Source organism: Exiguobacterium sp. CH10 (assembly GCF_018617635.1).
GTDB classification, from domain to species: Bacteria; Bacillota; Bacilli; order Exiguobacteriales; family Exiguobacteriaceae; genus Exiguobacterium; species Exiguobacterium aestuarii_A.
On the sequence record NZ_JACSKO010000001.1, the window covers coordinates 1 to 25,101 of the forward strand.

29 protein-coding genes and 1 other annotated feature are annotated in these 25,101 nt (G+C 43.9%); of the genes, 19 read left to right on the forward strand and 10 right to left on the reverse strand.

All coding sequences use genetic code 11. The features are described 5' to 3' along the window. Both KNP04_RS00005 and KNP04_RS00010 read right to left on the reverse strand, forming a co-directional pair. Positions 1–280: helix-turn-helix domain-containing protein (locus KNP04_RS00005; RefSeq protein WP_214874339.1), on the reverse strand; the 280-nt coding region annotated here is incomplete at its 3' end. A 245-nt stretch (positions 281–525) separates the two neighbouring features. After that, positions 526–1,371: an alpha/beta fold hydrolase gene (locus tag KNP04_RS00010; protein WP_214874340.1), complete on the reverse strand. Its 846-nt coding sequence runs from the start codon at positions 1,369–1,371 to the stop codon at positions 526–528. A gap of 116 nt (positions 1,372–1,487) precedes the next feature. Between KNP04_RS00010 and KNP04_RS00015 the strand changes: the two genes are divergently transcribed. The 4 genes from KNP04_RS00015 (at position 1,488) to KNP04_RS00030 (ending at position 4,855) form a co-directional block, all read left to right on the forward strand. Further along, complete coding sequence (locus KNP04_RS00015; protein ID WP_214874341.1) at positions 1,488–2,495, forward strand: helix-turn-helix transcriptional regulator; 1,008 nt, start codon at positions 1,488–1,490, stop codon at positions 2,493–2,495. 200 nt (positions 2,496–2,695) lie between these two features. Beyond that, positions 2,696–3,556: a metal-dependent hydrolase gene (locus KNP04_RS00020; RefSeq protein ID WP_214874342.1), complete on the forward strand. Its 861-nt coding sequence runs from the start codon at positions 2,696–2,698 to the stop codon at positions 3,554–3,556. Between the two features lie 9 nt (positions 3,557–3,565). Beyond that, positions 3,566–4,330: a DUF817 domain-containing protein gene (locus tag KNP04_RS00025; protein WP_214874343.1), complete on the forward strand. Its 765-nt coding sequence runs from the start codon at positions 3,566–3,568 to the stop codon at positions 4,328–4,330. Between the two features lie 84 nt (positions 4,331–4,414). Beyond that, positions 4,415–4,855 carry a hypothetical protein gene (locus tag KNP04_RS00030; RefSeq protein WP_214874344.1) on the forward strand — a complete coding sequence of 147 codons (441 nt, stop codon included), beginning with the start codon at positions 4,415–4,417 and terminating at the stop codon, positions 4,853–4,855. Between the two features lie 19 nt (positions 4,856–4,874). Here the strand turns inward: KNP04_RS00030 and KNP04_RS00035 are convergent, their stop codons facing one another. Then, positions 4,875–5,189, reverse strand: a complete 315-nt coding sequence (locus KNP04_RS00035; protein ID WP_214874345.1) for a hypothetical protein — start codon at positions 5,187–5,189, stop codon at positions 4,875–4,877. 207 nt (positions 5,190–5,396) lie between these two features. On the opposite strand from KNP04_RS00035, the gene KNP04_RS00040 reads away from it, so the two are divergent. From KNP04_RS00040 to KNP04_RS00065, 6 genes are all read left to right on the forward strand, one after another. Continuing rightward, entirely contained in the window at positions 5,397–6,257 is an 861-nt protein-coding gene (locus tag KNP04_RS00040) for an ABC transporter permease subunit (RefSeq protein WP_214874346.1), read from the forward strand. Continuing rightward, positions 6,257–7,300 carry an ABC transporter permease gene (locus tag KNP04_RS00045; protein WP_214874347.1) on the forward strand — a complete coding sequence of 348 codons (1,044 nt, stop codon included), beginning with the start codon at positions 6,257–6,259 and terminating at the stop codon, positions 7,298–7,300. The genes KNP04_RS00040 and KNP04_RS00045 overlap by 1 nt, the downstream gene beginning before the upstream one ends. Before the next feature lie 99 nt (positions 7,301–7,399). Beyond that, the gene (locus KNP04_RS00050; protein ID WP_214874348.1) at positions 7,400–8,311 is read left to right on the forward strand and encodes an NAD(P)-dependent alcohol dehydrogenase; all 912 of its coding nucleotides are present in this window, start codon (positions 7,400–7,402) and stop codon (positions 8,309–8,311) included. A gap of 127 nt (positions 8,312–8,438) precedes the next feature. After that, entirely contained in the window at positions 8,439–9,077 is a 639-nt protein-coding gene (locus KNP04_RS00055) for a hypothetical protein (RefSeq protein ID WP_214874349.1), read from the forward strand. A 73-nt stretch (positions 9,078–9,150) separates the two neighbouring features. Further along, a complete protein-coding gene (locus tag KNP04_RS00060) occupies positions 9,151–9,678 on the forward strand; it encodes a DUF2199 domain-containing protein (protein WP_214874350.1) in 528 nt (175 codons plus the stop codon). A 125-nt stretch (positions 9,679–9,803) separates the two neighbouring features. Further along, on the forward strand, positions 9,804–10,493 hold the full coding sequence (locus KNP04_RS00065) for a VOC family protein (RefSeq protein WP_214874351.1): 690 nt from the start codon (positions 9,804–9,806) through the stop codon (positions 10,491–10,493). 14 nt (positions 10,494–10,507) lie between these two features. On the opposite strand, the gene KNP04_RS00070 is transcribed toward KNP04_RS00065, so the two are convergent. Further along, complete coding sequence (locus KNP04_RS00070; RefSeq protein ID WP_214745123.1) at positions 10,508–11,323, reverse strand: GGDEF domain-containing protein; 816 nt, start codon at positions 11,321–11,323, stop codon at positions 10,508–10,510. Positions 11,324–11,541: 218 nt separating this feature from the next. Between KNP04_RS00070 and KNP04_RS00075 the strand changes: the two genes are divergently transcribed. Genes KNP04_RS00075 through KNP04_RS00085 form a run of 3 tightly spaced genes read left to right on the forward strand, consistent with a single transcriptional unit; the run spans position 11,542 to position 13,375 of the window. Then, complete coding sequence (locus KNP04_RS00075; RefSeq protein WP_214874352.1) at positions 11,542–12,078, forward strand: Rossmann-fold NAD(P)-binding domain-containing protein; 537 nt, start codon at positions 11,542–11,544, stop codon at positions 12,076–12,078. Continuing rightward, on the forward strand, positions 12,075–12,461 hold the full coding sequence (locus tag KNP04_RS00080; RefSeq protein ID WP_214745119.1) for an NUDIX hydrolase: 387 nt from the start codon (positions 12,075–12,077) through the stop codon (positions 12,459–12,461). Before KNP04_RS00075 ends, KNP04_RS00080 begins: the two co-directional genes overlap by 4 nt. Beyond that, positions 12,458–13,375 (forward strand): alpha/beta fold hydrolase, encoded by a 918-nt coding sequence (locus KNP04_RS00085; protein ID WP_214874353.1) that lies wholly within the window; start codon positions 12,458–12,460, stop codon positions 13,373–13,375. The genes KNP04_RS00080 and KNP04_RS00085 overlap by 4 nt, the downstream gene beginning before the upstream one ends. Position 13,376: 1 nt before the next feature. Here KNP04_RS00085 and KNP04_RS00090 read toward each other — a convergent pair whose 3' ends face one another. After that, positions 13,377–14,600, reverse strand: a complete 1,224-nt coding sequence (locus KNP04_RS00090) for an MFS transporter (RefSeq protein ID WP_214874354.1) — start codon at positions 14,598–14,600, stop codon at positions 13,377–13,379. A 67-nt stretch (positions 14,601–14,667) separates the two neighbouring features. Then, positions 14,668–14,921 (reverse strand) — a binding site (T-box leader). Positions 14,922–15,022: 101 nt separating this feature from the next. On the opposite strand from KNP04_RS00090, the gene KNP04_RS00095 reads away from it, so the two are divergent. Further along, entirely contained in the window at positions 15,023–16,675 is a 1,653-nt protein-coding gene (locus KNP04_RS00095) for a M3 family metallopeptidase (RefSeq protein WP_214874355.1), read from the forward strand. A 97-nt stretch (positions 16,676–16,772) separates the two neighbouring features. Here the strand turns inward: KNP04_RS00095 and KNP04_RS00100 are convergent, their stop codons facing one another. The 4 genes from KNP04_RS00100 to KNP04_RS00115 all read right to left on the reverse strand — a co-directional run bounded on the left by KNP04_RS00100 (position 16,773) and on the right by KNP04_RS00115 (position 19,573). Beyond that, positions 16,773–17,177: a nucleoside 2-deoxyribosyltransferase gene (locus KNP04_RS00100; RefSeq protein ID WP_214874356.1), complete on the reverse strand. Its 405-nt coding sequence runs from the start codon at positions 17,175–17,177 to the stop codon at positions 16,773–16,775. 286 nt (positions 17,178–17,463) lie between these two features. Further along, on the reverse strand, positions 17,464–17,943 hold the full coding sequence (locus tag KNP04_RS00105) for a helix-turn-helix transcriptional regulator (RefSeq protein WP_214874357.1): 480 nt from the start codon (positions 17,941–17,943) through the stop codon (positions 17,464–17,466). Positions 17,944–17,971: 28 nt separating this feature from the next. Continuing rightward, positions 17,972–18,268, reverse strand: a complete 297-nt coding sequence (locus KNP04_RS00110) for a hypothetical protein (protein WP_214874358.1) — start codon at positions 18,266–18,268, stop codon at positions 17,972–17,974. A gap of 99 nt (positions 18,269–18,367) precedes the next feature. Further along, the gene (locus KNP04_RS00115; protein WP_214874359.1) at positions 18,368–19,573 is read right to left on the reverse strand and encodes a cation:proton antiporter; all 1,206 of its coding nucleotides are present in this window, start codon (positions 19,571–19,573) and stop codon (positions 18,368–18,370) included. A 119-nt stretch (positions 19,574–19,692) separates the two neighbouring features. Between KNP04_RS00115 and KNP04_RS00120 the strand changes: the two genes are divergently transcribed. The 3 genes from KNP04_RS00120 to KNP04_RS00130 all read left to right on the forward strand — a co-directional run bounded on the left by KNP04_RS00120 (position 19,693) and on the right by KNP04_RS00130 (position 21,511). Continuing rightward, on the forward strand, positions 19,693–20,061 hold the full coding sequence (locus KNP04_RS00120; protein ID WP_214692319.1) for a PH domain-containing protein: 369 nt from the start codon (positions 19,693–19,695) through the stop codon (positions 20,059–20,061). Between the two features lie 100 nt (positions 20,062–20,161). Then, on the forward strand, positions 20,162–20,845 hold the full coding sequence (locus KNP04_RS00125; RefSeq protein ID WP_214874360.1) for a hypothetical protein: 684 nt from the start codon (positions 20,162–20,164) through the stop codon (positions 20,843–20,845). Positions 20,846–20,851: 6 nt separating this feature from the next. Beyond that, positions 20,852–21,511, forward strand: coding sequence for a hypothetical protein (locus KNP04_RS00130; protein WP_214874361.1), 660 nt, complete (start codon positions 20,852–20,854; stop codon positions 21,509–21,511). A 121-nt stretch (positions 21,512–21,632) separates the two neighbouring features. Here KNP04_RS00130 and KNP04_RS00135 read toward each other — a convergent pair whose 3' ends face one another. Beyond that, the gene (locus tag KNP04_RS00135; protein ID WP_214874362.1) at positions 21,633–22,352 is read right to left on the reverse strand and encodes a DUF5694 domain-containing protein; all 720 of its coding nucleotides are present in this window, start codon (positions 22,350–22,352) and stop codon (positions 21,633–21,635) included. Positions 22,353–22,524: 172 nt separating this feature from the next. Between KNP04_RS00135 and KNP04_RS00140 the strand changes: the two genes are divergently transcribed. Then, entirely contained in the window at positions 22,525–23,505 is a 981-nt protein-coding gene (locus KNP04_RS00140) for a Gfo/Idh/MocA family protein (RefSeq protein WP_214874363.1), read from the forward strand. A gap of 267 nt (positions 23,506–23,772) precedes the next feature. Then, positions 23,773–24,981: a hypothetical protein gene (locus tag KNP04_RS00145; protein ID WP_214874364.1), complete on the forward strand. Its 1,209-nt coding sequence runs from the start codon at positions 23,773–23,775 to the stop codon at positions 24,979–24,981. Positions 24,982–25,101: the final 120 nt, after the last annotated feature.

The window sequence follows — 25,101 nt, forward strand, 5'->3', positions numbered from 1 at the left end:
CCGTCCCGGCGAAGAACTTCGCGAACGCGTTGTCGAGGTTCAGCTTCGCGTTCGCGAGCGCGAGGCTGTCCGCCTCGGCGAGGAACGGGAACAGGGGCTTGTAGGAGGCGGGTGTCGCCGGTTTCCGCTTCGTGTCGCTCCCCGCCTTCGCCTCCTCGCGGATGGCGATCCGGTCCTCGAGCAGCTTGTTGTAGATGAACCGGGCGCAACCGATCGTCTTGATGAGGAACTCGGCCTGTGCCGGCGTCGGATGGAGCCTGTATTTGTAGCCTTTCAGCATGTCCGTCCCTCTTCCCTCCAGAAGATTGTGATGTGTCCTCCTCATCCGATACCCGCGGAGATGAAAGAAGAATCTGACGGAATCACGAACTTTTGTTCGCTACATCTGTCACAGAGAGAGAAGAGTTTTGGACCGGACGATTCATCTCCCGCCTACGCCGGGCTACGCCACGAGACGCTTAGAGGAGGGAGAATTCTCGCCTGATTCAGTTAAATACGTAAAAAAAGCACCTCTTTATGAGATGCTTACGAGTTGAATCGAATGAACCGTTCGATTTGTCGCTCTGATTTTCTCGCTTGCCGTCCGACCCAAATGAGGTGTCCCGGGCTGTTCAGGATCGTTAGCTGAGCATGGGGAATCAACCGCTTCGCATAATGAGCATGGCGTAAGGGGACGGCTTTGTCATTTTTCGAGTGAATGATATAGGTCGGACACGTCACACCGAGTAAGACTTCGCTCGATACACGCTGTTTCAAATCGAACTGGGCCCCAAGGCCAAACGCCATTTGATTGGCGACACGCTTGAGGAGGAAGATGTCATAAGGAGACACCTCTTCTCGAATCGTCTCAAGTGCCAACACACTCGTCGATTGAATCATGCGTGCCGTCGCTTCGAACGGATGTTTTTGAATGGCACGAGCAATGAATTGTTTCATGATGTATTGAAGTGCGATGAATGCGGGTTGGACAATATTTCTGCTGACTGTGTCCCGATACGGAAAATCGACGACACTCGTTACAGCCGCAGCTAGCGTCAAGCTTCGTACACGTTGGTTTTGAGAAGCGAGCTCAATTGCGGTCGGTCCTCCGGCAGAGATGCCATAAACATGATATTGATCAATTTCTAGCATTTGCATCAAGTGAGCGAGTCGGGATGCAAAGAGTTGAGGAGATGCTGAAAAAGAGTACGGTGTTTCTCCATATCCGGGTCTAGATGGGACTATGACCCGAAAACCGGACAAAACGAGCTGGTCCACATGGTATGGTTCTAAACTCGATGACTGGGTCCCATGAATCAGTACGATCACAGGACCGTGACCACGGTCTATATATTCAATTTTTGAGCCGTCGACGTGTGCGTAATATTTCACTTCAGATGGCGCCTCCTTAAACAGTTTGTAATGGAAAATACCTTTATTTCGTGGAAATAAAATGATAATGTCTGTTTATACATATTATAGATATAGAAATGAAAGGGGATAGAACCGTGAATAACCGAGAGCGGTTACTTGAAGTTCGGCGTTTCTTCGAACGTTACACGGACGAAGCAAATCCTAAAACACTAGAAGATTTGCTCGAATACTTGTCAACAATTGGAGATACTTCTAAGTTAGCAAAAAAATCGGTGAAAGACGATATCCAAGCACTGAATAATTCGGGGTTTGAAGTGCAGGATGAATTGGAGAAGAATGGTCTCGCCAAAAAATATTGGCACTCTGCTCGTTTGTTCGAGATTCACGAACTTCGAATGATGGTCGATGCCATCGTCGCAGCCAAATTCATCTCAGAAGACGTGACCGAAGAGATCGTTGAAAAGCTTCAAATGCTGACGAGCAATCCTGAGGCGCAGACGTTACAATCAATCATTAAGACACCGAAGAAAAAACACGGACAGATTCCATACCATATCGACCGCATTCAGCGAGCGATTCATGAACGGAAAGCCATCTCGTTCCAATATACGGATGTCATCGGATTCGACGTGACGAAGCGGACGTTCCCGCTCCGTCGTGAAGGAGAGCGGTACGTCATCAATCCAATCGACTTGCATTGGAATCACGAACAGTATTACTTGATTGGCATCGATGAATCGATCGGAGAGGTTCGGAACTATCGGGTCGACCGAATCGTCAACTCCGAGATTGTAGAGGACGGCACCATTCGTCCGAAACACCATCTTCCAGATGACTACTACCAAAAGTCCTTCAATATGTACAACGGCTTGGATGAGCAAATCGTCTTGTCGGTCGATGAGCGCGTTCTTCCGGTCATCTTCGATAAGTTAGGAGAAGACGTCTCTGTGTCTGAACATGAAGAACGCTTCCTCATCCGTTTCGATGCGGCCGTGTCTGACGGATTCATTTACTGGTTGCTCTCTTTAGGGGCACAAGTAGAAGTCGTTGAACCACTCACGCTTCGCGACCATATGAAGGCAACGATTGAAAAAATGGCAAATACTTATGAGAATACAAGCATTCATTCATCCATCGAGTAATCAGATGTGCTATACTGCTTGCGACACTTAATGAAGGGGGACAGGCGGATGTTGAATTGGATGCCATTGATCATTCCGATTGTCGCTGTCATTTTCGTAACGATCGTCGCAAGACGCGCCATGAAAATGGATAAAGAGAACTAACATGAAGAGACATCATCCTTGATTGGGAGATGTCTCTTTCGCTATGGAGGTAGAACGTGGATACGATTACACATACGTTATTCGGTCTAACGCTATATGGTGCAGCCGATAAACGTGATTTACAACAACATGAAAAACGAGCCTTATTCGTCACGACGCTCGTCGGGAGTCAAATCCCGGACAGTGATGTGATTTCAAGACTATGGGACACGGAAGGAATGTATCAGATGTGGCACCGCGGCATCACCCACTCCATCTTTCTCGTCCCGCTCTTCGCACTGCTCATCTACATACTCGTTCGTCTTCTCTTTCAAGTGACGGACATCCGTTATTTTTGGTGGGCTCTGTTGTCTGTATTCATACACAACACATCTGACTTGTTCAATGCGTGGGGGACTGGCTACTTCGAACCGATCTCGGACGTGAGGATCACATTCGGTGTGATCCCGATTGTCGACTTTGTCTATTGGGGCATCTTCTTGGTCGCCTGGCTCGTAGCCCGTAAACAAGAAGTGCGCTATAAGACGTATCGGTATGCATGGGCTTGCCTCGTCCTATATGTCGCGATTCAAAGTGCGCAAGGAGCTTACTTGTATCAGGCATATGCAGATGAATATGACGAAGTGGCGCTCTCGGCTTCTTTTATCCCGACGCAGTTCACCGTCATCACGAAGACTGACGAAACCGTATCGCTTTTTAAAGACTCCATTTATCAAGAAGCAACCTTGCAATACAACTTGACGTCTGACGAACAAGTGAGTCTTGAACCATTGTTTGAAGCGAATCAAGAGGCACTCACATTGACTAAATGGTCACCGTTCGTTGTCATCGTGGCAAATGAAGAACGGCTCGGCGTCTTTGACCCACGTTTTTATGACGGAGAGTCTTCTTTCTTATACGAATATATAGAAAGGTAGGATCAATCGATGGAACCCATCCGCTATCTCTTTATTTTCGCTTACGAACAGGCACTCAGTTGTATTTTTCCAGTCGCCATCTTCGGTGCACTCGCCGTCACGAAATTTGTAGAGTTGCCGTTTCCCCGTTACGATGTCTTATTTATCTGGTGTGTGCTCGTCCAAGTGTTCCTCGTAAAGACAGGACTTGAAACAATCGAAGAAGTGAAAGTCATCAGCTGGTTCCATGTCATCGGTCTTGGACTTGAGCTATTCAAAGTACAGATGGGGTCATGGAGCTATCCGGATGAGGCGTTCACAAAAGTATGGGGCGTCCCGCTCTATGCGGGCTTTATGTATGCGAGCGTCGGGAGTTATGTCGTTCAAGCGTGGCGTCGTCTCGATTTACAGTTTACGAAGATGCCTAACCCGATCATCGCCTTCGGACTAGGCATTGCGATTTATTTCAACTTCTTCTGGCACCATGTTTGGCTAGATTTGCGATGGCTATTGATCGCACTCATTTTCTTGGCGTTTGGCCGCTCGGTTGTCTCGTACAAACTCGATGATCGGCGATTCAAGATGCCGGTCGTGCTGTCGTTCTTCTTGATTGCCTGCTTCATCTGGCTCGCTGAAAATATTGTGACCTTTTACAACGGCTGGGCGTATCCGGACCAGTTGAACGGTTGGGCCATCGTTGATTTAGGAAAACTGTCTTCGTGGTTCCTACTCGTCATCATCAGCATCCTGCTCGTGGCTTGGCAAAAGCGAAAGCTGGAGTATGAAACGACTTAACTCGACGTGTGTCGAGTTTTTTTGTGAGAAGCTTCGAATCTTTTTTCGAGGAAATTCGTATTATAAATTGAGGTGATTGGGTTGTTGGAAATTGTATTCTATTGGTTCATTGGATTATTGTGTCTGGCTTCTCTTGTCATCTATTGGATAGATTGGCGGAAAACACGCAATCGTGTGAAATTAGGTCAAGCCGTTCTCGCATTTTTTTGTTCTTTTCTTGTACTTGGAATGGCAGGTATGGAGACGTACGACCGTATGACGACGAATTACATTGTCGAGACGGGAGAATGTTATGTCGTCGATGACCGATCATCGAAGGGTTCATCGAACGTGAAGCTATGGTTCGGCGAGCGGGCGTACGGCTTCAAGGAAATTCCGGATGTTGCATATGGTCCGGGGCATGTTTTTACATGTCGCGCGACGATGACGAAGCAGTTTCAAAACGGAATTGATTATGAGTTGAGGTCTGAGGACGGCGAGCTGTTGTTTTCGACTTACTCACAAAAAAGTAAAAAATCCGATTGAGATGGAAGTATTCCAATAATCAATCGGATTGTTTTTTATCGGAAGAGAATCTTTTTTGACGAATGTTCTCTAAAAATATCGGAAGGAGATTCAAGAAAATCGCCGCAATCGTCAAGAACCACAATGCGCGTGACATTCCGGGCACCACATCCTTTAAGGCAGCCCAGTCCTCTGCTTCGACCCACATATTGATTAAGCTATACTCGGCGCATAGCGTGAGAGCAGTCAAGGACAGCGCAATCGCCATTGGCAGTTTGTAATCTTTCTCCATCATAAAGACAGTCAAATTCAATAGCGTGGCCCCGATGGCAGCTAATCCAAAAATAATCCACATGCTTCAACCCCCTAAATATTTCTATAAATCCATCATAGCATACATCATTCTCCATCATGATTTCTGAAAATTGTTTCTATTCACATAATAGTTATGCTAGAATCAATGGAAAGTGTCTTTGGATATAATTCCCTTTACAAAATGAAGGAATAACGAGAATCTTTCCACACTTATGATTGAGATATCTCATCTAAAGGAGACAGAACTATGGCCTATTTTGCACGAAAATCTGCACATCTTGTCATCGCATTCTTTGTCTTGATTGCGATCAGTGCGCTACCGACGCTCGTCGTTCAAACAGATTTTAGTCTGACGAGTTACTGGAACGGCATCCAACAACAGCTGGACCAACTCCAAAAGCTTGATGAGATTACATACTACAATGTCACCGCTCAAACAGATTTACCTTTATTACCTGCACTTGGACCGCTCGTCAAAGAGTCGGTCATCATTTTTACGACGGCGCTCGCCGTGTCGACCATACTTGGTCTCCTGTATGCCTACTACTATTATCGGAGCGGCAGGCGGGTTCGCACCGTCCTGCACCAAACGAGTCAGACGCTCGAGATGGTGCCTGATTTATTTTGGTTAATCTTCTCACAGTTTCTTGCTATTTCTATACATAGAGCAACAGGGTTTGACCGAATCGAAGTAGCTGGTGGGTTCGCAGAATACATACGATTTCTACCGATTGTCACATTGACACTGACAACGTTATTCTTCTTTATCAAATGGCTGACCATCCATATCCATGAACAAGAGGCCATCCCTTACCTTGAGCTTGCCCAAGCGAAAGGGATTCAACCTAGAGGGCTGTTTTGGAAGCATTTGTTGCCGAACATCATCTATCGCTTCTACCTCTTTTTTCGTTCAAACATCATCACCATCTTATCGACACTTCTCATCGTTGAATATTTGTTCAACGTCCAGGGACTGTTTCGATTCGCCGTCTACAACCCACAGATGGAGATCTTGCTCGTCATTTTATTCGTCATCTATATCCCGATTTTTCTGTTGGATTTACTGATTGAATGGATTATTCCGAATGCATGGAAAGGAGGGATTTGATGCGACGCGTATTAATGCGTGACCCGATTTTTATCTTCTGCTTTGTCATTGTCACGGGTCTATTGCTGATGAGTGTTGGAAATACCGTGTTTCGTGATGGGAACGTAGATCAAACGCTTATGCTGTACTCGGATGAAGGGAGACTCATCGGAATACCACCACTAGAACCTTCGAAATATCAATGGCTCGGGACAGACAATGCTGGATATGATTTATTTCAGATGCTCGTGGAAGGATTTAAATGGACCGTTAGTATCTGTGCGATTGTCGCACTTGGACGAATGGTCATCGGCTTATTGATAGGGATACCGCTTGCTTTTAGAGGAGCGCGATTGAATCACTTTTTTAAAACGTTGCTCGATGGATTCTTGATTTTGCCGATATCTTTACTCGCATTGATGATGCTCGCCTCGACGATGATTTTTTGGGATTCGACACAAGTGCCTCCACTATGGGATCGGGTGAAGATTGAGCTAATCGTTTTAGTCGTTCTCGGATTACCTGCCGTCACGCTATATCTCATCACGGAGATTCGTCAATTGTTACAACAAGAGTTTATGATTGTTGCCCAGACACTTGGTGGCAGCGTCTGGCATCGCGTGAAACTTCATCTCTTGCCCCATCTGATTCCGACGCTTGTCATCGTATTTATGCAACAATTCGTACAGACGCTCATGTTGCTCATTCATCTTTCATTGTTTGGAATCTTCTTTGGAGGGACTGTTCTTTTGCATGAAGGAGTCATGCCGACGATTTATGAATGGTCTTCGATGTTTGGATACTATTTCGGACAATTCACAGCGATGACATGGATGACAAATCATCTATTCCTGATCCCTGCGATTGCGCTCGCGGCGTTGATCTTTATCTTTAATTTATTGACCAGTCGACTCGAACGGGCGTTCCGTCTACGTCGACAAGAACCGATGGTGACCGAAATAAACATCGCACAATCAGAAGCAGCAGCCGCGTCGCTCGACAATCCGTTTTCTCTCGTAGATGCGAGTGTATCATTAAAGAATGAACCGGATGATATCTTATGATGTCATCTGGTTTTTCTATGCCAAATCGACTGAACCCTCATGATTGCGGGAACGTATATAACAGAAAGAAGTGACAAATCAGAAAAGGAGTGAATCAACGTGAAAGCTGCGATTTGTACGGCGTATGGGGGACCAGAAGTGTTCGTCATTCAAGACGTAGACCGCCCGAAACCCAAAAGCAATGAGCTACTGATTCAAGTACATGCATCGGCCGTTCACTCAGGAGATCGAAGACTTCGCGCACTGGACGTTCCTGTACTCGGACAACTACCGATGCGGATAGTTATGGGGCTCAAGGCGCCAAGACAACCGATTCTTGGAGTCGTGTTGGCAGGTGTAGTGGTAGAGGTCGGTAGTGGTGTAAAGAGCTTTCAAGTAGGGGAGAACGTCTATGCGCTCACCGGGATGAGGTTTGGTGGATATGGGGAGTTTGCTTGTGTGAACGAATCGAAATGTGTGGTTCAGATGCCCGAGCATGCCAGCTTTATCGAGGCGGCGGCACTTCCGTTCGGAGGGACGACCTCATTACATTTTTTACGGAAAGCAAACATCGAACGGGCGACAAATGTTTTGATTTATGGTGGCTCAGGTGCAGTCGGCTCCACTGCCGTACAGATTGCAAAACATTTCGGCGTACATGTCACAGCAGTTTGCCATGAGCGGAATGTGGAGCTCGTAAAGCGACTCGGGGCAGATGTGGTCGTCTATTATTCGAAAGAAGGCTACGACCGCGAATTGGGTACGTATGATGTGGTGTTTGATGCGTCTGGAAAAATCGATAGGCGATTGGCTCGAAAACATGTTGCGGAGAACGGGTCATTCCGTTCTGTTGCGGGACAGGGGCCAGCGAGTGAACGAAAAGAGGATTTGAGGTTCTTGAACGAATTGTTTGAAGCAGGAGAGCTGAAACCCGTTATTGATTCAGTTTATCCACTGGATGAGATTGTCGAGGCACATCGATATGTCGATCAAGGGAAAAAAGTTGGGAATGTGATTGTGACAATTGAATAGGAATGAATCAGATGATTGATAGTATTATGAAAACAGGATATCAATGTTGAACTTCATAGTGAGGTACGTTCTACCATCTCACTTACATATAAATAGCAGACGTGGGCAATGAGACGGAGGAGTAATGATGAATATATTAATTGGACAACCTAAAATGGAGCAAGATCTTAAGCAATTAAAGCTAGAGGTTGAGGCGAACCCGACAGTAGACTTGATTCTCTATCCGGAGGGATATTGTACATATACAGAATTAGATATGATCCGTCAGTTAGCTAGTGCATTCAAGACGGCAATTGTTTTAGGTTATCGGGATGATACGAATAAAGATCGGGTCCTCATTGTAAATAAGAAAGGTGAAACGCTGTTAACGCGACGGAAAACACCTGAAAGTGTGCGCTTGTTCATGCCATCAAGTGTCAAGGACGGAGCGGAGGAATACGGATACTTACTTTGCAGGGAGATTTTTATGGGGGTAGAGGGATTAAAGAATCATGAGCATCTATCAATCATATTCAATCCAATCGGGGTCGGGATGTTTAGTGAAGAACAATTCATGGAGTGGTCCGAAGAAGCGAGAAAGATTGCGATGGAACGTAAAGCGATGATTATCGGAACGAGTCACGCGGATGGGTCGTATCGAAATTGTGGTGTATCGATACCAATCGCGTATTGTTATGATGAAAAGGGTGAAGAAGTGTTTCTATCGAAAAATGATACGAGGACGAGAGTGTTAGATACTGTTTCAAAAGGTACAATGATTGTCTGACCTATTATAATATTATTAGCATTTTGTTATTTCACATACCGTATTTTAACTTAATAATAGAAAGAGAGAATGTATGAGATACCCATTCAAACGAAAACACAACAAAAATTGTACTTGCTCAAAATGTGGCAGGAATACAGAAAGTGAAGTTGGTTTTGGATCAAGGATGCCAACAGTTCTAAATGGAATGACAACACGTGAGATGAAAAAACGTGTCGTATTGACAGATGATGTATGTGTCCTCGATGAAGCCCACTTCTTCATTTACGGATGCCTTGAGATTCCGGTCATTGGGGAAGAGAATCCATTCATCTGGACCGTCTGGGTATCACTCAGTCCGGATAACTTTTTCAAAGTCATCGATTCATGGGATGAACCCGCTCGTGTTGACCTCGACCCGATGTTCGGCTGGCTATCGACAGACCTTCCCATCTATCCGGACACCATCAATTTAAAAACGAATGTCCATATGCGTGAAGTCGGACTACGCCCGTTGATCGAACTCGAACCGACGAATCATTCTCTTGCCATCGAGCAGCGCAATGGCATCACGAGGTCGAGGGTCGATGATATTTTCCGACTCGTTGAAGGTGATGAATAAAGGAGTCAGGCCATTTGTAACGAGCTGTTAGGCATAGATATGAGTTCGGCAGCATATAAAAAATACAAATGAATGACCAAGTAAAGGGATGAAGAATAGTGATGAGGAATGTGAGGGAAGATTTCATGAGAATCACAGAAACGATGCTTTACACGAACCGGCTTGACGAAATGAAACGTTTTTATACGGAAAAACTTGGATTATCAGTCATTGAAGAAGACTCGACGAGTTTTCGAATCAATCTAGGTGAAGATACGCTGGTGTTTCAAGAGGCAGCGACCGTTCAAGAGCGACAGTATCATTTCGCCATTAATATCCCGTCCAATCGATTCAAAGAAGCGAAAGAATGGATCAAATCACGTGTCTCACTTTTACGTGAAGATGGGGAGGATGAGATTTATTTTGAAGGGATTGATGCCTCGTCACTTTATTTTTACGATGCGGACGAGAATGTCGTCGAATTGATTGCTCGACACTCGATTAACCGAGAAAGTGATGCAGAGGTATTTTCTACTGATGATTTTCTTGGAATCGGCGAGATGAGCTTGACTGCAGTAGACCCGCTACATGTCGCACAGGAACTTACGAATATCGAGATTCACCGCCGAGACGGCAAACCGATTGATGAGCATCACCTCAATTTTTTAGGCGCACCGAACAGCGATACATACATATTGTTGGTGCCTCCAGGTCATGTGTGGCTGTTTTCACCAAAGCTGTCGATCCCGAGTCCTATTCAATTGACCATCAATCGACAATATGTCATTGAAATCGATGAGAATCATGAACTGAGCATCCATATGAATAAAAAATGAGTTCATTCCTGAACTCATTTTTTTTCGTCTTCACTCAAGTACATCCGAATCTCATCCAAACTCATAAATGAATTCTCTAAGGTCACTTCAAATGATTTATCTAAACAATCAATAGTAAGTGGTTCGCCATCTAGACGAGAGTATCCTTGTAACAGTGGTTTGATGCGTTCATGAACGATTTGTGCCTTTACGAGTGTGGTTTGAGGAAAGAGGATGGCAAACGTATCTGAGGCGACCCGATATTTTTTATCGGTCCGTCGTGTCGCTTCATGTAATTCGTCGCTGAAATAATCTAAAAACCATTCATATTCGGATTGTCCATAACGTTTTTCGAAATCATTTAGGAGAGGTAATGTGACGAATGTGACGACGAACGTCCCACCGTTTCGGATCAATCGATCCCGCTCTGCTTCAAGGTCCATGAAGAATCGATTACGATTATCAAACCCTGTCTCAGGATCGACAGCAATTAATTGACTGACTCTCGCTTCTGCGACGCTCAACGCAAATTGAGAGCGAAAAAGACCGACTTGAAGCAAGTAAGCAAGACTCGTCAACATCGCTAACAACAAAAGAATAATGAATTGCTTAAGGACGGGATACGTATAGCCGGACATCATGATTAAAAAGTAAGCGCCGAACCCTAACGCGATCAGGACTCCAGAGGCTCGGTGTATGAGTAGCGTTGAAAGAAAGAGGACAGGGATACAAATCATCCACCAGACCGGTAGATTGTTCATCATCAGAACAGAAGACAATAGAGTACTGACGATCAATGAGCCAACGATGAGCGCAATCAGTTGAAGTGACGTGGCAGACCAATGTCGCATCTCATCTCCCCCTTCCCAAAAGAAATAAATTGTAATAGTAACACTATTATCCATTTTCCGAAATAGTGATGATTCAAACCGATTCGTACACTTGATTCATTATAAGTGATTCTTTAATTGAATAACGGGATATTTTTGAAAATACGCCAATGTTTCAAAACACTTCTTTACAGAAAGAGAGTTCATTGATTGGTGTATAATGGAAATGAGGTGATGATATGAACCAGAAACATGTTTTAATTGTCGGTGGTACCGGAATGTTAGCTGAAGTCACATCTTGTTTGGCAAGCGAACATCTTGTCACTGTCATCGGGCGAGACCCGGAAAGAATGGCAAAAGTCGTTCGACGAAACCCTGAAACGTGTCATTCACTACTACTTGATTATCGTAGCGAACAGGATTTATCAAAAGGGCTACAAGAATCGATCAAGCGGTACGGACCATTCAAACAAATCATCGCATGGGTACACCGGGACTCCGGGAAGGCGATGCAAATCATCTTGAATCATTCCTCACATGCAGATGTTCTACATATTTTAGGGAACCAGGCGAACTCCGAACAGGAGAAAAGGGCTTTATGTATAAACGAACAACAAACGTACCGACAAGTTCAATTAGGTGCGAAGCAGGATGGTGAGAACTTTCGCTGGTTGACGCATGAGGAAATTGTGCACGGTGTGATTGACGCGATTGAGCACTCATTCGATTATCAATTAATTGGTCAACTTGTTAAAAAGGGAGGTATGAATGGATGAAAAAATGGATTGGTTCGGCTGCCTTATGCATCAATGAAGAAAAGAAAATCCTTCTTGTGAAAAACCGCGACATACAACAATGGAGTTTGCCATCAGGTGGTTTAGAAGAAGGGGAAACTCCTGAACAGTGTTGCCTGCGTGAAGTGTTCGAAGAAACGGGATATCGCATTTCTGTGAATCGACTATTACATATCAAACGAGCCATCCTTTCAAATGATCAAGTCGAGACGCATTATTTCTTGGCAACGTGTGAGGAGCGAGTGTCGACCGCAATCATCGACTCGGACATCGATGAAGTCAAATGGTGTTCAATTCATGAATTAGAACGGTTGAACCATACATTTCCGGAGGATCTTGAGCTGATTAAACGGTGGAGTGTATGAATAGAGTGATTGAAGTCAATGGATATGACATGGAATATCGATTATTCGGTTCCGGGGAACGCCTCATCGTGGTGATGACAGGAATGGGAGGTTCATTCGAAGAGTGGGTTTCTCTTTCTGAACAATTAAGCGAGTCCTATCAAGTATTGCTTTATCATCGTTCAGGTTATGGTGAGAGTGAGATGAACAATCGTTCGAGTCGAACAGCATCACACATTTTGGAATGTGTTAAATTGTTGGATGCCCTTCAGCTACATCAACCAATCATATTAGTCGGTCATTCGTACGGAGGTTTGTGTGCACAACATATGGCCAAAGTTTTTCCGAATAAAGTAAGCGGGGTCGTACTAGTCGATTCCACTTCCCATGATCTTACTTTATTAGATAAGTTGGAGACGCCTGAAATGGATCGTCAATATTCAGATGGAGATTGGAGAACGATGTGTCACTCCTATGCAATCCTTTCAAAAGAAGAACTAAAGAAAATCCATCAGCCTGAGTGGTCAGACGAACAGAAAAACCTCTCATCAGATGCAATTGACCGTCTCAGAAACTTTTATCAATCACCTACGCTATACAAAACGATGTTGGAAGAAGAATCATTCTGGCGCGACGATGCCTCTATCATCAAAAAGATGGGCACATTTTCATCGATTCCGTTAATTGTCATCGGCCGAGACCATGAAGCGATGATTCAGGAAGGAATAAATGGAGGTTCTCCTGAGGCAGAAATTCGCTTGTTAGAAGAGACATGGCACGAACTCATCTATCAACAGTTAAGATTATCAAATCAATCCGAACTCATCATCGCAGAAAAAACTGGTCATCAAATTCACTTACAGCGACCAGACACAATCATCGAAGCCATACATCGAATCGAACAAGCCGGTCGCATAAAAACGACCGGCTCATGACTTAAGACGCTTCTTCAATTTGATTGTGTATGAAATACTCCCGTTTCGAGCGGTCGCGAATGACATATATGGTGTAACAACCAACGAGGAAGAAGACAATCGAGAATGCGAGATAGACTGGGCGAATCCCGACCATTTCGGCAAGGAGTCCAATCCCGAATGTGAGCAGGATGACGAATAGCGACTCTGCCACATTGATGACACCAGAGAACCGGCCCATGATTTCCACAGGAACATGGTATTGATAGAATGACAAAAATCCGGTATTGGCGAACGCAAGCGCGAACGTCAGAATAAAAAATCCGATGGAAGCCATCGTGAACGAAGAAGAGCCTGCGAACAGGAGATAGCCGACTGGTGTCATGATTGCCCCGAATCCAATACAAAACGATAAGGATAAACGGTGACTCCATCTTGAATTGATGAGTGACCCAACGATAATTCCAATCCCAGCGATACTGACGAGAAATCCATATCGGCTCTCAGACAAGTGAAGGACTTGGGTCGCGAATGACGCCTCCAAGGAATCGAGCCCAGACATGAAGATGGTCATGACACAGAACAATCCATAGATGAGCGTCACGTATTTAGCATTCGATGCAAATCGGATGACGACTTTCCAATCTTCGATAATTAATCGGACGGAGAAGGGTTCAATAGATACATTCGTTCGATGATGGGACGGAAGGCGCGACAACATTCCGACCGAGACAACGAGTGCGAACGCATTCACGAAAATTGCAGTTGTTGAACTCCCAACTAGGAAGAGTAGTCCGGCAATTGTTGGACCTAAAATAAATCCGGATGACTGCACAAAGTTCTTCATCGCATTGAACTTTTGTCGATTCGAGGCAGGTACGAGTTGCGTCATGTAGACCAGACTCGATGATTCGAATAGCGAGCTCATTACATTGAGGAGAAAGACAATTCCGTAGATGAGCCACAGTGAATCAATCCAGCCTAAGCTGAATACGAGGAACGCTCGTAAACCATCCAATAACATCATCAGTCGCCTCGTATCGACTCGGTCAATCAGGCTACCTGACCAAAGATTCGAGATGAGCGAGGCGAGCGGAACTAACACATAGAGAACTGAGACAGCAAATGGCGAACCAGTCATTTCTAGGACAATCAGGTTGAGTGCAATGAAGTATACCCAGGCACCGAGGTTTGAGATTCCGACACTGACGAGAAGCAGCGCAGAGGTTTTTCGAAACGAGTTCAAGTCAATCACTCCTTCAATTTTTGATCACTTTCGGAACGCAAAAAAATCCCACCCCCAAGAACGAATTCTTGGGGACGAGATTCTCATCGTGGTGCCACCCCTGTTCGTCCGCACGTCACCGCACGAACCTTATTCGGTACTGCCGAACGAGTCGGACTATACCTCAACTCTATAACGGGAGTGCCCGTCGCCATATCCCTCGGGGGGAGTTCCATGGCGCTGCTCAGAGGTTTGTTTCGACCAACGTTCTTTACTCCTTTTCACCAGACGGAGCTCTCTACGAAAGATTCATTGATGTACTGTTCTCTTCATCGCGTTTGTCAGATCATTTTCGTAAGGATAGCATATTGTGAAAATATAAGGAACAATAATTTTGGTTATAACCATAATATAGAAAATTAACTAGGAATCGAGGTGCAGTGTTGATCGACTATAAAGAAATAAAAGAGACGAACCAAGTACTTGCGACTATTCATAAAATTGATTCTGATCAGTTAGATGGATTCATATCGAAATATTCAGCATTGATTGGAAAATATGATGAATATGTCACAAAGAGCTATATTGACGTTCAGCGAGACATCAATAGCGATGAAGCAAATCAAAGACAACATCATGTTCTAACCATTATAAAACCTGAACTCAATGAGCTGAAAAGACATGTTTCACGAATTGCCTTACAGTATATTGAGGATGAACACCATGTCACTCGCCTAATGCGAAATCGGATGAGTCTTTATCATGAAGAGAATGTTGATTTATTGATTGAAGAGGATCAACTCATACAGAGGTATTTGCAAACAATTGGTCAATTGACTGATCCGATAGATGATTCTAGATCGATTGCGGAACTTCAAGGAGACCTATACGATGCTGATGAATCCATCCGTAAACAAGCTTTTACGCATATGTATAAAGCGTATGTCTCAAAAGAGGATGACATTACTGATTGCTTGAAAAGTCTTATTCAAAATCGGGAACAGCAGGCGCAACGCTTAAATGATAAGAGTTACCGTGACCTAGCCTTCATGAAGCTAGGTCGTCTAGATTATGATGCCGAGGATTGTATGCGATTTGCGAATCAAGTGAGTAAACATTTTGAGCCACTTCGCCGCTCGTTCCAGAAGCTACAGACAAAGGAATTGAAGAAATCGAAACTTTCGCCATGGGATTCATTCATTTCTCCATTTTCGGATCATCACGATCTATCCGTTTCGTCGAATGATTTAATCGGTGGAACGGAACGAATCTTGAATGAAGTCGATCCCTACTTTGAAAAACTGTTTAGAGACATGTGTGCGAAGGGCCATCTCGATTTATCACCTCGATCGAATAAAGCTGAAGGTGGATTTTGTGAATCTTTACCCGACTCAAAATCATCTTTCATTTTTATGAACCGTTTCGGCGGATTTGATGACTACGTTGTGTTATTGCATGAAATGGGTCACGCCATCCACCATGATCTCTCACAGCAACACCTATTTTTCGAAGCGCAAACCATTTCGTTTGAAGTCGGCGAATTCGCAGCCATGTCACTAGAGCTATTTTCGATGGACCATTGGACAACTATCTTTTCAGATGAACGAGCTTTCATTCAAGCTAAACTGGAACAGTTTCGATTGATTATCGAATTTTTGCCAAGTGTTTTCATCGTGGATCAGTTTCAACACAGCCTATATGGTCCAGAAAAGAATATAGATTCATTTGATGATATCTTCAAATGCTTGGTTGATCAATATGATACTGATTTGATTGATTGGAACGATGTGAGAGATGTAAAGGGTAAACAGTGGCTGCGTGTCATTCATCTTTTTGAAACACCATTCTATTACATAGAATATGCGCTCGCTCAGATTGCTGCACTTCGCATGTATATGCAGTATAAGCAACATCCAGTCAACACTCTGAAAAAGTATAAGAACGCACTAGCTTTAGGTGGTACTGCTTCTGTCCCTGAAACTTATCGAGTAGCAGGCGTATCCTTGTTTCCATCTGAGGAAGAATTGGTCGAGTTGACTGATTTTTTAAGTGCTGAGATTCAACATTTGGTGATGCAATTAGGTATGATTGATTAATTGAAGTACAAACTAAATAAACATTAATTGAACAAAGCTGAGTAAGTATTACATGGACTAGGTAGGCTGCACTCCGCCGAGAATAAAGGGCATCGGCTCAAGCGTGATTAGAGGACTTCAATTGATGTTGAATTTGTCGAGGAACGTCGTTGAACGGTCCCTCCAAGCGTTGTACCGCATCAACATGATAAAACGTGCTCGTCTCCTCCATATTCATCATTTGATCACCCAAATCGTAAAGGAAAACGTGTTTATTCATCCCGAGAGCAATCCCGAGTTCGACGTGTGCGCCTTTGCCTCCAGGCAACAGGATGACAACGAAGTCCGCTGATTGAATTCCAGAAACCTCTTCTTCGCCAATCGAGCGTAATGCATCAATCGATGTGGCGCGTTCGTTCTGAGTCCAGTCATACGTATGGGTGTGACCGAGGGCCTTCAGCTCATCACGGATGAACCGTACTTCTTCGATATTCGCAAAACTTGAACCGACATAAAATCTCATAGGAAACCCTCCAATTCGTTATAAGTGATTCATCTGGTAAAGCGCTACGACATAAAACATGGTGATCAACAGACAACAGAGTAAAAGGAAAAAAATCACGCTAATCAGGACGAATTTTATCAAAGAAAGTGGAACGTATGATTGAATCAAGCGCGTGATCGATATAGACGAGAGGACGAGTAAAATGATTGTGCCAACTAACCAAATGTAGTCATACGCGATGTTTGGCATCTGCCAAAAGTAGACGATTGTTATGACAATTAGACTGAAAGCCATCACCAAATCTTTATGCTTTCGTGTCATCTGAAACCTCACGCTGATGTTCCAACTTCGACCTTACCTGTTCGGCATCTTCCGCATCAAACGTACTGTACCACCTCACATGATCGAGGTCGATGATACGATAATGTCCGCTGATGATATTTTGCTGAAGAATGAAGTGGGGACCTGCCTCAATTGCGTGCCAAAAAACACGTCCTCCGAGCGTCTTTTCTTTCGGTTCATATGTGTTCGCGGTCGCAATCAGTTTGACAAACTCGACCGGGTCATCACCGATTAAATGGATGAGGATCTCACTCTCATTGAATAAGGCGCATAGCGTCACTACGGTCGACCAACTCGCTTCATTTCGCTCCTTCTCGATTTGAATGAGTGTTTTTTTGGATATACCAAGTAAATTCGCCATCTCATCCTGTGAATGCTGGGATTCAATACGAATCAATTTTATTTTTCGAGAGACCTGTCCAATAAATTCAGATTTTTGCATATGATTTTTTCCCTCCTATTCATAGAACTCAAAGTGACGCCGAGCTAATGAAGATCAGAATCCATGAGATACCGAGAAACACGGTGAATAAGAGCAGGCAGACGACGATATAGCAGGAAATGTATTGCCAATATGTGAATCGTTTCGATTGATAAAAGTGATATGTAAAACTGAACGTCGCGATGCCGATGACTAAGAATGCGACGATATCCCAGATGATGCCGACCTTCAAAAACGATGGAGTAAGATACGATGCAACAAGTGCAAGTACAACCGTCACCACTCCAGTAGAAATGGCAGCGGATGGCGTTGAAGTGTTTTCCAACATAATCACCTCCTAATATATTACAAGTGTAATTTTACACTAAAAGTAGACAATGTCAATTTAAGAATCTAAAAAACCCTTCTCTAAGGAAGGGTTCCGTCATTTGTCATGTTTATTCGTTAAGTATGTCGTCAGTGGGTAAACACCGATGCTTTGTAAGATCAGGGAGAGTAAAATGACTGCGAACGCGAGGGAGATCATTTCGCTCGACCCGTCGATATTCTCCGCTTCTAGCCAGAGGACGAGGGCAATCGACATCGTTCCTTTGATTCCAGACCACGTGAGTAAGGAAGTCGCCGTTAAATCGTCTTTAAATTCCTTACGCCAGACGGGGACCGAATAGACGAGGCCGCCGATGACAATGAACCGGGTCACGATTGAAAGCAGGAATAAAAGAACAGCGAACGTCCAGAGTGACACAGACAAATAGCTGGTCGCTTCGATTCCGATCAATAAGAACAAGAGAGCGAGCAACATCGGTATGACGATGTCCCAGAAACCATCCAAGTGACGCTGGACCGATTCGTAATCCTCTTTAGTTCCGAGTTCGTGAGACAACATCATACCCGCTGTCACCGTTGCGAGTACACCAGACACTTCTAGTGCATCGGCGAGGTAGAAGGCACCATATGCAGTCACAATCGTCAACATGACGAGCTCGTGCTTCTTATAACTAACAATCATCAATTTCTTAAGTAACAATCCAGAAATGAATCCAATGCCGATTCCTCCAGTAGACACAATCAAAAAATCGGTCAAAAAACTGAGCGTGGAGAAACGCTCTCCCGTTGCGAACATACTGAGAAAAATGGTGAAGATGACCACACTCGTTCCATCGTTCACCATCGATTCACCTTCGACAACATCCGCAATCCGCTTCTCACCTTTACTCCGCTTTAAAATCGCGGTCACGGAAACGGGGTCGGTCGGAATCAAGATGGACGCTAATAAGAAGGAAGCAGTCAGGCTGAGCGGGGTGAAGAACTCACTGATCCAAAATGTGCCATATCCCATCAAGATGGCGGTCAAGACAAGGCCCACCGTACTCAATATCGTGATGATCCCGATATTGTCCTTCAAATCTTTGTATTTGAACTGATAGGCAGATGTAAAGAGAAGTGCAGGCAGGAACACCTCGAAAATCATATCTTTTGAGATGAACACCGAATCAAAAAAGGCGATATACGAGAGACCAATCCCGATCAAGACCAAGATGACCGGAACAGGGAAGTAATTGCGTTTGGAATCAATCAAATAAATGAAATAGCCAATGAGTAGTAATGTGATCACCTGTTGCGCAATCATAACGACGTCCTCCTCTACATTCAACATGCTATACACTATCTTCCCATTCAAGGTCTAATCAAACTGGAAATGTGGAATATAGGGGATAGTACATTCATTTCATATAGGGAGGAATCGATATGGGAAACCCAATTGGCGATTTGTCGTGGACGTTTTATTCAGAGTGTGAGGTGCCGAGTGATATCACCGAGACATTCATCGATGGAGAGCGGGCCGTAGCTGCCTACAAGACGGTGCGTGACGTCGCCGTATTCACGAACAAACGCCTGATTGTCCGTGACGCACAAGGGCTCACGGGGAAGAAGATTGAAGTCTACTCACTTCCGTACGACTCGATCAATATGTACTCGACGGAGAACGCGGGACGCATGTTCGACTTGAACTCAGAAGTCCAACTGTTCACGCGCGCGGGAACGATCAAAATCAATCTGAATAAAAAAGTGGATGTGCGTAAGTTCGACCGTCTGCTCGCGGAAGCAATTTTGTAAAACAGTGGACCGAAAAATCTTCGGTCCTTTTATTTGGATTTTTCTGACAATCCATAATCTTGCATGATACGATAGGACATAATGTGTGACGGAGGTTACGATGCGATTTACAACCCGATTATTGATGATCATGCTCGGCAGTTTGGTGTTGGTGACTGGATTGATCCATCTGGCTCGTCTATTTTGGGAATGGTTTCACGACCCTACGGAGGGAGGGATTGTGCTCCTTTTTTCTGGAGAGGATGGTGAGAGCAGCGGTTTTTATGAAGGGAAGTCACGCCAGATGAGAGAGGACGATGAATTACAGTTCTTGAATATCGACTTTCTAGATTACACGTTCGGAGCAGATGGGACGGTGACGGAGTCAGGGAGTTCATACTGGTTATGGTTCCTTATTGGAGGATTGATTGTTTTAATGATTCTACTGATCATCGCGATGCGAAGAAGAAAGCGTGTCGTCTCGACCATTGATTTCTCGAGTGACGCCGTAAAACGAAGACGGAGAAAGACTAAAGCAAAAGAGTTTGTAGAATCCAAAGAGATTCAATGGACCGATAGCGAGATTCGGAATGCGCTCATCCAGTTCAACTTGGATTTACCGGTTTCATTAAAGCATCAATCGAATGAGACCGTTTTGGACTGGTTCAAACGAATCGGTGTTGAAGAGGTGGACCTCTCTCCTTATTGGAAATCGAGATATGTGGATGAAGGAGTGACTGATGTAGAATCTAGACAGTTTCGAGAGGCGTTACAGTTCATGCGATTGGAAGAGGATAAGGGGTGATTGTGTATGAACGATGAAATAGAGGTGGTTGATTTCGATCTGCAGAAGTCAATGGGCTCCGCTCGTTTGGTAAAGTCCAATCATCGATTCTACATTAATTGGGATGAGCTGGTCATAGACCTTAAACAGCATGAATATGTCTCGGGTATTCGAATCATCGACGAGAATTACTTGTTCATTTGGGCGTTTACGTTAGAAGGAGAACCAATCAATGCGTGGGTGCTGGATACGCATGGACAGATCAATCATTCCTTTCATGCAGGAAACGCAATTGCAGCAGTTGTAATGAACGATACGGGAATCTGGATTGGATATGGGGACGAGGGCATCTTTGGAGATGGGATCTCGAGCGAGGCACTCGTCTGTTTCTCAAAGGAGGGAAGCGTACATTTTCGGTACAATCAAGAAGTGAGAAAGGCCCCAGTTCTTCATGATTGTGACGTGATGTGTGCGTCAACGAATGGAGTTTGGGTCATCTCTTCAATCGATGCTCGTCTCGTCCATGTCCAAATGAACGGACGGATTGACTCCTATCCGATGCCCCGTCATCTCCTTGACTGTTCGTCATTGATGATTGAAGACGGTGTTGCCTATGTCATGAAAGACGAGCAGGTGTATCGCTGGCCATTCGAGGATAGAAAGCGTGCCGAACTAGTCGAAAGTTAACGAAGATATTAAGTAGATTAAATGGGCAATCAATTGAATTCTTTATCGCATTGAGAGTCAGTGGATTTAGTCACAAAATTAAAGGTAAAAAAAGCTAGGGGTATTATTTCACATACCGGAATCATACTAAATATGTGTTTAAATCATGAACAGAAAATAATCCGCTCTCACTCAAGAATTGCTTTAACAGATGGATATGTCCTAAACCATAAAGTACAAAGATGCGATCATTTGATTCCCTTAGTGACATCAATTCCTTAAAAATCATTAAGTTACGAAAATACCAGTAGTGTGATACCCACCTAGTACCAGACACTTCAAGAGATGCAATCTCTAAATAGGCGCGATGCATAGATAATGTAATTGTAGGGTGATTGATTTCTTTATAATAGTCAGAAATCGTACGACTCTTAAATATTTTTTCGATATGATTCATGACATCTTGTTGGGATGATAATATTTCCTCCATTTCTCGCTTCTCATCATGAATAATGGTTTCTAAACTGAATCCCTCATCCTCATTCCAATCGATTGGATATACGAAATCCAGATGAGATTGTTGTGCAAGTCGGAATGCAATTTGTTCACGTTCGTTAGCGGTTGCTAATTCCGGCTGCTGAATGATACGTTGTAATTGCTCATTTATGTATTCTTTCTTTGAAGTATTCATTTCTACACATACTTTAGTAGGTTCAAATTTTGCTAATTGATTCACGAATTGTTTAATTTCTAACTGACGTTTTTCGCTTAACACATCTGGCATGTCCGGCATAAATAAATCACCATTGTTTGGCATGTTTAGATGCGTTGTGCCAACGAGCAATATATCTGTTTTATTCATAGCAATTCTCCTAATCAATTTGATGTATAGTGTTAACTACGCTTATACTTCTTCTAGGTTTCATATCTTGTTACTTGATTTCAAAAGAACCAAGTCAATATTTCTCATGGACCTTCGAGTTCATCCTAGTTAACAAACTTGTTAAAAATCTACATAGAAATGAGGAATTCACATGATTCGTTTCGGCATCATTGGTACAAACTTCATCACAGACTGGTTTATCGAGACAATCCATCAGTTGGATGACGTAGAAGTGACGGCACTTTACTCGCGCACGGAATCACGTGTTAAAGAATACGCAGAAAATCACTCCATTGTACATACGTTCACGTCACTTGAAGAGATGGCTCAGAGTGATGTCATCGATGCCATCTATATTGCGAGCCCGAACTCACTTCACGCCGAACAGAGCATCTTGTTCATGCAGCATGGGAAACACGTCCTCTGTGAAAAACCGCTCGCCTCGAACGTCCAGGAAGTCACTCGTATGATTGAAGTCGCAAAGGAGAACCACGTCGTCTTACTTGAGGCATTACGTAATCTGTTCATGCCGAACTTTGAACGGGTTCAACAAGCGATGGAACAAATCGCTCCGGTTCGCCGAGCCGTCTTCAATAAATCGCAGTATTCTTCACGGTACGACCTGTACAAAAAAGGGGAGAACCCCAACACGTTCAATCCTGATTTTTCGAACGGCTCGTTGATGGACCTCGGTGTCTATCTCCTCGGACCTGCTTTGAAACTGTTTGGTCAGCCGAAAGATATCCAGGCGAACGGCGTTACGTTAGAATCTGGAGTGGACGGGAGTGGTACGGTCCTTCTCTCTTATGCCGACCTTGACGTAGTTATCATGCACTCAAAGATTCATGCGACATCGACGCCTTCTGAGATCATCGGTGAAAAAGGGCGTATCGTCATCGATGATATCGCGACGTGCGATGAAGTCCGTCTAGAGTTACGGGATGGCACTTCAGAAATCATATCAGAAACGCAAAACGCTCCGATGTCATATGAGATTGAAGCATTTGTGCGAGCAATTGAAGCTAGGAACTCAGAGACGGATGCGCATTCAGCAACTGATATGATTCGTCTTGCTGATGTGATGACAACGGTGCGAAAACAAGTTGGTGTGATTTATCCAGCAGATAAATAAGTACACGACGGTTGGTCATATTAAGAGCAATCTTTCCTCGTTTAAGATCTTGTGTGCGGTTTTCCGGTACAGGCATTTACTCGGCTGCCTGATGATTTTCTCGTTGCCACTGCTGAGCGTCGCCCACAATTTTTCGATGCTCGTCCGACACATTCTGTCGTCAAACTCCAGATAGGTCTCTATAGGATATCGCCATGGACTTTTTTACGTTCATGTTTAGGTATCGTATTTATTTTCTTATACATCAAAGAAAGAGGTTCAATTAGAATGAAGTTTAATAAAAAAATAGTAGTAAGCTCAATCGTAACGATTTTGAGTGTTATTACTATTTATACTGCGTATCGCTTTTTAGAAACGAAAGGAACGCAGGCACCAGTCATATCAGACGATATCACAAGCATTACATTCAAACCGTCAGACGGGCATATCTTTCTTTTGTACCCCTATCTGAACATATGGGAGAAAAAAGATGGAGCGGAAGACACTTATCTTGTTGAAATCGATCGAGAAGGAAAAGTCATTAAGGAAGAAGTCATTCAAGATCCGGACTTTGGCCCGATTAGTCTGGATCAGAAGACCACGCGGCCTGATACATTATTTGCGTCTTTGAATAGTGCGCAGTATGCTAATCATTTTTATACGTTTAACTTGAACACGAAACAGTTTCAAAAAGAGCGCATCACGTATTTTGAACATGATGTCATGCTTGATTCTGTAAGCCATCAAGGAGAGGATACATGGTTCAAATCAATTGTGTCCCATGAAACTGGGACGCAGACATATGTGGAAGGTTTGGGCATGTCGACAACGATTTCAAACGTCGAAGAGCAAAAGGTATACTTGACGCCGCCTGAATATCTGCCAACCCCTTCTCCGCTCTTAGAGACGCGCAATCAAATCGCTTATGTCAGCGCAGGAGATGAGTCAACTGATGGGGAAGAGGCTGCGATGGTGTTCCTTGATCGAGTCACTGGTGAAGCGAAGGTTTATCGTGGTGAAGAAGATCCGTATGAATATACGGCGCTTCATACAGATGGGGTGAACACGTATTTTGCTGACAGCCTCGGAAATATGCATCAAATTGATGCGACTGGAAAAAATACTGAAAAACATTACAAGGTTATTGAAAATGCATATTATAACGCTCATAACGCCATCCGTATGATCAATGAAAATGAAGGGTACCAAGTTGTAATGAAATATAATCCAGAAACGTCTACAGAAGAACGCATGATGGTGAAATGGACATTTGGTAAAGATTTCTCTGTCGAAAAGATGGATTTACCGTATTGGAACGATAACAATCTATACAGATATCTATACCATGACCCAATCCTGAAGCGTTCCTATCTGGTAGAATTGGATGCTGAAGAAGAAACTGAAACGGGACGACTCCTTATCGTTGATGAACAATTGAAACTAATAAATTCAATTCGTATCGAAGATCCGCTCGGACTGGATTTCGTAGCAGAATAAGATTAGCTCTAAAGATTGGCGAAATACATCGGCAAGCCGAGCTATATACAGGTCTTTATTCTCAAACGTTCCGTTGCCATAATATAGATGAAGCTTATAGCATTTCCGTCGTCTATATGA